The 7,460-nt window shown below is 72.6% G+C and carries 7 protein-coding genes; all 7 read right to left on the reverse strand.

Annotated elements, in window-relative coordinates; translation table 11 throughout:
• Nucleotides 1–83 precede the first annotated feature (83 nt).
• The 7 genes from ACFZAX_RS07940 to ACFZAX_RS07970 all read right to left on the reverse strand — a co-directional run bounded on the left by ACFZAX_RS07940 (nt 84) and on the right by ACFZAX_RS07970 (nt 7,207).
• Nucleotides 84–1,346, reverse strand: a complete 1,263-nt coding sequence (locus tag ACFZAX_RS07940; RefSeq protein WP_390960109.1) for an acyl-CoA dehydrogenase family protein — start codon at nt 1,344–1,346, stop codon at nt 84–86.
• Between the two features lie 93 nt (nt 1,347–1,439).
• A complete protein-coding gene (locus ACFZAX_RS07945; RefSeq protein ID WP_390960110.1) occupies nt 1,440–1,811 on the reverse strand; it encodes a hypothetical protein in 372 nt (123 codons plus the stop codon).
• 46 nt (nt 1,812–1,857) lie between these two features.
• Nucleotides 1,858–3,474, reverse strand: coding sequence for a GMC family oxidoreductase N-terminal domain-containing protein (locus ACFZAX_RS07950; RefSeq protein ID WP_390960111.1), 1,617 nt, complete (start codon nt 3,472–3,474; stop codon nt 1,858–1,860).
• Nucleotides 3,474–4,157 (reverse strand): GDSL-type esterase/lipase family protein, encoded by a 684-nt coding sequence (locus ACFZAX_RS07955; protein ID WP_390960113.1) that lies wholly within the window; start codon nt 4,155–4,157, stop codon nt 3,474–3,476. The genes ACFZAX_RS07950 and ACFZAX_RS07955 overlap by 1 nt, the downstream gene beginning before the upstream one ends.
• 35 nt (nt 4,158–4,192) lie before the next feature.
• A complete protein-coding gene (locus tag ACFZAX_RS07960) occupies nt 4,193–4,462 on the reverse strand; it encodes a phosphopantetheine-binding protein (RefSeq protein ID WP_390960114.1) in 270 nt (89 codons plus the stop codon).
• A 52-nt stretch (nt 4,463–4,514) separates the two neighbouring features.
• Nucleotides 4,515–5,492, reverse strand: coding sequence for a ribonucleotide-diphosphate reductase subunit beta (locus tag ACFZAX_RS07965; protein WP_390960115.1), 978 nt, complete (start codon nt 5,490–5,492; stop codon nt 4,515–4,517).
• On the reverse strand, nt 5,489–7,207 hold the full coding sequence (locus tag ACFZAX_RS07970) for an AMP-binding protein (RefSeq protein WP_390960116.1): 1,719 nt from the start codon (nt 7,205–7,207) through the stop codon (nt 5,489–5,491). The genes ACFZAX_RS07965 and ACFZAX_RS07970 overlap by 4 nt, the downstream gene beginning before the upstream one ends.
• Nucleotides 7,208–7,460: the final 253 nt, after the last annotated feature.

The raw sequence follows: 7,460 nt of genomic DNA on the forward strand, positions 1-7,460 counted from the left end.
CTGCGGAGTCGAGGCCCGTGGCGCGGCCGCCTGCGGAGCCGAGGCCCGCGGGGCCGTCGTCCGGTCGGTGCGCGGAGCCGGCGTCACAGCCGGCGCCCGTACAGAGCACCGGTGATGGCCAGCGCCAGCACCTCCGGCGTGCCCTCGTAGATGCGGGCGCCGAACGACTCACGGACCAGCTTCTCCACCCCGTGGTCACGGCAGTAGCCACGCGCCCCGACGATGGACATGGCCTCCTCGGCCACCTCGATCGCGGCGCGGTCGGCGAACATCTTGGCGACGGCGGGCCCGTAGACGGGGGCCGGCATCATGTTGTCCGCCTGGTAGGCCGCCTGGAGGTACAGCAGCCGCGAGGCCTCGATCTTCGAGGACATCTCGGCCAGCTTGCGGGCCGTGAACTGGTGCTCGTACAGCGGCTTGCCCGCCTGGACCCGCTCGCCCGCGAACTCCTTGGCGATCTCGAAGGCGCCCCGGGCGACCCCGGTCGACATGGCGGCGACGATCGAACGGGCCTGGTTGGACTGGACGGTGAGGTAGTTCCAGCCACCGCCCTCCCCGAACGCGATGTTCTCCTCGGGCACCCGGACGTCGTCGAAGTGGAGCGTCGTGCCGAGGCAGGCCCGGTAGCCCATCTTGTCGGCCACCTCGCCGCGGGTGACGCCCTCGCTGTCCAGCGGCACGATGAACACGGTCAGTCCGGTGGAGCCCGGGTTGCCCTCGATGTTGGCGAAGACGGCCGCCCACTCGGCCACCTTGCCGTTGGTGATGAAGCGCTTGATGCCGTTGAGGACGAAGTGGTCACCGTCCCGGCGGGCCGTCATCACGTCCTCGGCCAGCTCCGCGTGCTCCGGTATCAGCAGGTCGCAGCCTGCGGTCTCCTCGGTGATGGCGTTGCACGCCAGGACCGGCTTGTCCCCGAGGAACGGGGGCAGGAAGCGGGCCTGGAGCTGTTGGTCGCCCGAGAACAGCACGGACGTCTGACCGAGCAGCGAGGCGCCGAAGATCAGCGCCGTGCTCGGGCAGACCGAGGCCAGCTCCTCCATGGCCACGGACACGCCGAGCACTCCCAGGCCCCGGCCGCCCAGCTCCTTGGGGATGGTCAGACGCAGGAGTCCCAGCCGGTGGCCGGCCTCGACCATCTCCCAGTCGAAGTCGTCGGCCGGGGCGAGGTCGTTGGCGAGGGTCCGCGGCTTCACCACGGTCTGCGCGAACTCACGGACCTCCTCGCGCAGTTCTTCGACCTCGGGCGGGAGCTGGAACAGCGACGGCATGGCCGCCGCGTTGAGGGCGCGGAGGTCGGAAAGGGTCGGGGCGTTCGGGACGGCGGTGGTGGTGGTCGCGATCACAACGGTCGGCTTTCTGTGGAGGCGGAGTGGTGGCGGACGATGCGGGCCGCGGGCCGTGCCGGAGACGGTCCCGTCTGCGGCTCAGGCTCAGGCTCAGGCGGAGGCGGGCGCCAGGGCGAGCTGGGCGTACGCGCGCCCCATCGCCGGGAAGAAGTCCGCCAGTTGGCGCACCCGGGCGACCGGTCCCTTCACGACGAGGCCGCGGTCGACGATCGCCCGGGTCACGGGGAGCCGGCCGAGGAGGATCAGGTGCAGCGCGTCAGGCCGCACCTCCAGGCGCAGACCCGCAGGGTGGGGAGCGCCGTCGTGCACGCCGTCGGAGTCCAGCAGGAAGGCCGTGTGGGTCTCCCCGGTCACCACGAACTGGATGGAGAAGTCGCGCTCCTTCAGCAGGGCCGCGAATTCCGCGTCGGTGAAGGCCGCTCGGAAGGCCTCGATGAACAGCTGCGGGTCCTGAACGGTCACAGTCGTACTGCCTTTCGTCTGGTGGAGCTGGTCATGGGGCGGCGGATCAGTGGTGCGAGAGGGCACCGACACGGCGCGGCGCGGCGTCGGCGAGGATCAGCTCGGCCGCGCGCTCCGCGAGCATCACGGTGGGGGCGTGGGTGTGGCCGCGCGGCAGGGACGGCAGCGCCGAGGCATCGACGACGCGCAGCCCCGCCACGCCCCGCACCCTCAGCTGGGGATCGAGTACGGCCTCGGGGTCCGCCCCCATGCCGCAGGTGCCGACCGGGTGGTACAGGGTTTCCGCGTGGGCCCGGGCCAGGGCGTGCGCCGTGCCGGGGTCCGGGTCCAGGGCCCCCGGTGTCAGGGCCGCCCCGAGGCGCCCGGCCAGCGAGGGCCGGGTGAGGACCTCGCGGGCCCGGCTCATCCCTTCGGCCAGCACCCGCAGGTCGTTGCCTTCCGGATCGGACAGGTAGCGCGGATCGATCACCGGGTGCGCCGCCGGGTCGGCGGACGCGAGCCGTACGGTGCCGTGGCTGCGGGGCCGCAGCAGCACCACGCCCAGGGTGACGCCGTGTGTCCGCGGCTGTCGTTCCTGGTCGAGGGAGGGCACCAGCATCCACACGAATTCCAGGTCGGGTGCGGCGAGTGCGGGATCGCTGCGCAGGAACCCGACGGCCTCCGCGAGGTTGGACGTGAGCCGCCCGCGCCGGCCGCGCAGGAACTCGGCGATCTCGCCCTGCTGGTCGGTGACCCCGGGGGTCACCCTGCCGTGCGCCTCGAACGCCAGCGGGACGTAGAGGTGGTCGGCGAGGCCGCGCCCGACCCGCGGGGAGTGCGCCCGCACGGTGATGCCGTGCCGCCGCAGCTCGTCCGCGTCGCCCACGCCCGAGAGCATCAGCAGCTGCGGGGAGCCGATCGCGCCCGCCGCGAGGATCACCTCGCCTTCGGCCCGCACCTCGGCAGGACCGTCGGCGGTCGTGTACGCGACGCCGACCGCGCGGCCGTCCTCGATGAGGACGCGCTCGACGTGCGCGTCCGTGACGACGGTGAGGTTCTCGCGCCGCAGCGCGGGCCTCAGGTAGCCGTCGGCCGCGCTCCACCGCCGTCCCCCGCGCTGGGTGGTCCGCACCGGGCCGACGCCCTCGGGCTCCAGCGGATTCCCGTCGTCGAGGGCGGGCAGCCCCGCCTCCGCGCAGGCGCCCAGGAACTCGGCGGTGGCGGGGCTGGGATCGCGCAGGTCCTCGATACGGATCGGCCCCCCGGAGCCGTAGGCGCCCGCACCCGACCGGTCCTCGGCCCGCGCGAAGTACGGCAGCACCTCGTCGGCCGACCAGCCCGTGCACCCGTCGTCCTCGGCCCAGCCGTCGAAGTCCGCACGGTGCCCGCGGGTCCAGATCTGGGCGTTGAGCGAGGACGATCCGCCCAGCGTGCGGCCACGCGGCCAGTTCAGGCTGCGCCCGCCGAGACCCGGCTGAGGGGTCGTCCGATAACCCCAGTCGGCCGACGTGCCGAACAGGGCGGGAAACGCGGCCGGGATGCTGATCTCGGCGCGCCGGTCCGGGCCGCCCGCCTCGATGAGCAGCACCTGTCCGTCGCCGTCGGCGCTGAGCCGGTCGGCCAGTACACAGCCGGCCGAGCCCGCGCCGATGACGACGTGCCGTACGGTTCGGTCCGCCGCCATCACGCCTCCGAGCCGCGCGCCGCCCGCGCCCCGAGTGCCTTGACGACCTCCGCGGTGAGGGCGGCGTGCCCCTCCATCGCGAAGTGGATGCCGTCGGCGCTCATCAGACGGGGGCGCAGCCGTACGGGGTGGGTCCACATCTCGATCAGCACGGCGTCGTGGCGCTGCGCCACCGAGCGGATGCGGTCGTTGAGGGCGGCCGTACGGTCTCTGAAGTCCGCCAGTTCCGGAACCGCGTCGAAGACGTTGGCCACGGTGAACGCGAAGATGTCCGCACCCTGGGACCGCAGCGCCGTGTACATGGCGTCCAGGTCGGCCTCGACACCGTCCAGGTCGGGCTTGGCGTCGAACAGGTTGTTGCCTCCCGCCGCCACGCTGACCAGGTCCGGCTTGAACTCGAGGACCTGCTCCAGCTGCTCGGCCCGCACGGCATCGGACCGCTTGCCCATGACGCCGGTGTTCAGGTAGGCGAAGTCGGGCTTCCCCGAACCGAGGGCGGCCTGGATCCGCTGCGGCCACGGCACATGCGCGTACCCCTCGCTGGGGTCGCCGAGGCCGGCGGCGAAACTGTCGCCCATCACGGCGAGCCGCTTCCACGGGGCTCCCCGCAGCAGCTGTACGGACTCGTCGTGCGAGAGCGTCAGCGGGTCGTCCGCCTCGGCGCGCAGATCGTGTGTCGTCATCGTCTCGTGCGTCCTTCTCTGGGAGGGCGGGTGGATCAGGCGGCGTCGCTCTGCGCCACCTGCTGGTGATCGACGAAGTCCTCGATGTCCTTCACCGTGGAGATGTCGGGCGTGGTGTTCGTGCCGAGGTCGGCGAGCGGGAACTCCTGCTCTATGCGCAGGGAGAGCTCGATGACGGCGAGCGAGTCGTAGCCGAGTTCCTCGACGAGACGGTCCTCGGACCGCGCCTCGCGGGCCCCGAGCGGGCTCATCTCGCCGACGATCTTCCGGACCTGTGCGCGCAGCGTGCTGTTGCTGTTGTCCATGTTTTCGGGTCCTTTTCGCTGTCTTCTTCGGGTGTGGGGGGTCGGACGTTGCTCAGCGGGCGACCGCACGGATCGGGTGGGGTGCGTCCCAGCGCTCCGCGTAGGCGTCGAGGGCGGTTTCCACCGCGAGGTCCCAGGACGTGCCGGCCTTCTCGGACAGGTCCGGCAGGCCCACCAGCCGCAGCTGCTTCACCAGCCGCTCGCGGGCGATGTCGACGCTGCCCTGGAGTTGGGCGGCGCGGCTGAGCAGGGCCGCACGGAGCGCGGGCACCGGGTTGTGCCGGGAGGGGCCGATGAGGACCCAGGCGGCCACGCCGAGCGATTCGAAGTGCGCGTCGCCGACCACCTGGGCGAACCCTTCGGCGACCCCGTCCTGCGCGGCCCGCAGGCCGAAGGAGACGTGCCGCGACTCGTCGCGGGTGACGTTGGTGAGGCCCTCCTCCAGTGCCTCCAGCTTCAGCCGGCGGGCGAGGAAGCGGGTGGTGCGCAGGGCCGTCGCGGCGAGCACGCCCTCGGTGATCAGGTGGTAGTAGACGAGCGCCCGGTACCAGGACTCGCGGTCCGTGTGGTCGGCCCGCACCGCGTCGGTCACCCGGGTCAGCTCGGGGGTGAACACCTCCGCGTAGTCGGCGCCCTCCTCGACCGCGTCGAGACTCGTCCGGCAGCCCTCTTCCAGATAGGTCTGGAAGAACCGCACGTGCCGTGCCTCGTCGGCCAGCTGGGTGCAGAGGAAGATCCGGTCGTCCTCGGTGGGCGGCGCGTCGATCAGCGTTCCCAGCGTGTGCGTCACCGTGACCTCACCGACCTCCAGCTCGCCCAGCGAGCCGAGCATCTGGGCGCGTGAGAAGGGGGTGAGTGCCTGCCAGGTCTCGGAGTCCCGCGCGGGGTCGACCTGGGCGACGGCCCACTGCTGGCGCTCCCAACGGCGGTAGAGATCGGCCGAGTTCGCGAGTCGCCCGCGCTTCTCGGCGTTGGTCTCGGGGGCTGTCTCGGTGACGTCGAGTACGAGCCCGGTGGTCATGACGCTCATGTAGCTGCCCCATCCAGTACCGGTGCGGTCTGTGCCGTCGGTCGGTCGTCGCTGTGTGTGCTGTGCAGTACGTCGCCGGCGATCGCGTTCTCCCCGGCCTGGCGCCAGAGCAGCCGGCGGCGCGGTTTGCCGCTGGAGGTCCGTGGGATGGTGCCGCGCCGGGCCCGCACCACGGTCACGGAGACCGAGGCGTCCAGGGCGGAGCGCAGTACGCCGGTCACGGCGCCCAGCCAGCCGTCGCCCGCGACCTCCACGACGATCACCGCTCCCGGTCGCCCGTCGCGGGTGCCGAGCGCCACCGCGCAGCGTCCCGGCGGTACCCCGGGGGCGGAGGTGAGGGCCGCCTCCAGGTCCTCGGCGTGCACCTTGCGGCCGCGGACCTTGATGCTGTCGCCGATCCGCCCGATCACGTACAGCTCGCCGTCGAGCAGAAACCCGGCGTCACCGGTACGCAGTCCGTCGTCGCCGAAGGGCGCACTGGCTGCGGGGTCGGGCGAGGTGTAGCCGTCGGCCACGGACGTTCCCCTGACCCGGATCTCCCCGAACGTGCCGTCGGGCAGCAGGACCCCGTCGTCGTCGACGACGTCGACGGAGGTCTCGGGAACCGGCGTGCCGCAGGAGGCGATCCAGCCGGCGGGGTCCTCGGGGCGGTCGACGCCGAGGGTGCCCGAGCCGACGACGGTCACCGGCGCCCCGGTCTCCAGCGGGCCGGACGGCCTGACGATGCGCGCTCCGAGGCCGGGGCGGACGCCGGTGACGGCGAGCGTCGTCTCCGCCATGCCGTAACAGGGCGTCAGCGCACGGGAGTCGAAGCCGTACGGGGCGAGCTTCGCCGTGAAGTCGGCGACCACCCGGGCGTCCACGCGCTCGGCGCCGCTCATCGCGACCCGCCAGGTGGAGAAGTCGGTGCCCGTCAGCTCCTCGTCGCGCACCCGGGAGGTCGCGTACCCGTAGCCGAAGTTGGGCGCGGTGGTGATGGTCACCCCGTGCCGGCCGTGGCAGTCGAGCCAGCGGGCCGGGGAGCGGATGAAGTCGACGGGGCTCATCAGCCACAGGTCGATCTGGGCCACGACGGACCCGAGGAACGTACCGATGAGACCCATGTCGTGGTAGAGCGGAAGCCAGGACGAGCACGAGTCCTCAGGCGTCACCCCGAGCCATTCGTGGATGGCGCGGACGTTGGCCGTGAGGTTGTCGCCGGTGACCCGGACCCCCTTCGGGGTGCCGCTCGATCCGGACGTGAACTGCAGCAGGGCGAGTTCCGCCGTGCGGGGGGCCAGGTCGTCGGCGGGGGGCAGCCCGGCCGGGTCGGGCAGCACGAGAGGCGCGCCCGTCCCTGCCTTCGCGCAGGCCGCGGCGGCGAGCGGGGCGAGGCCGGCGTCGGTCAGCACCGCGGCCGGGGTAGCGGCGCCGAGGACGGCGGCGGCGTGCTCGGCGAATGCGTCGTGCCCCCCGAACGTGACGGGTGAGGCGATCGGGGACGGTGTGGCCCCCGCGTACATGGTGCCGAGGAACGCCGGGACGAAGGTCTCGGGCTCCTCGATCAGCAGGGACACGACGCCCTTGGTGACGCCGTTGCTGTGCAGGAAGGCGGCCGTCCGGCGGGCCGCCGAGGCGATGTCCGCGTAGGTGCGCAGGTGCCAGTCGCCGTTTCGGTAGTAGTGGATTCCACGCTCCGTCGCGGGGGAGTCCAGCCAGTCCAGGACTGTGTTCATCAATTCCCCTAATCGAACCGATGGGCTCTCGTCCTGTATTACGGGCCTACGGCCCCGCCCCCTCGTGGCGATCGCGGAATTCTCGGCGGGGCTGGCACGAAGCCGGGCGGGCACGAAGCGGGGCGGATACGAAGCGGGGCGGACACGAAGCGGGGCCGCCGCACGGGGGGCTCCGCGGCCACCCCGGGGCCGGGCGCGGCGACGGGCTAGGGCTCACCGGCGGAGCCGCTCGGGGTCGCGCGGCGGGGAACGC

The organism is Streptomyces sp. NPDC008125, assembly GCF_042957125.1.
Classification (GTDB): domain Bacteria; phylum Actinomycetota; class Actinomycetes; order Streptomycetales; family Streptomycetaceae; genus Streptomyces.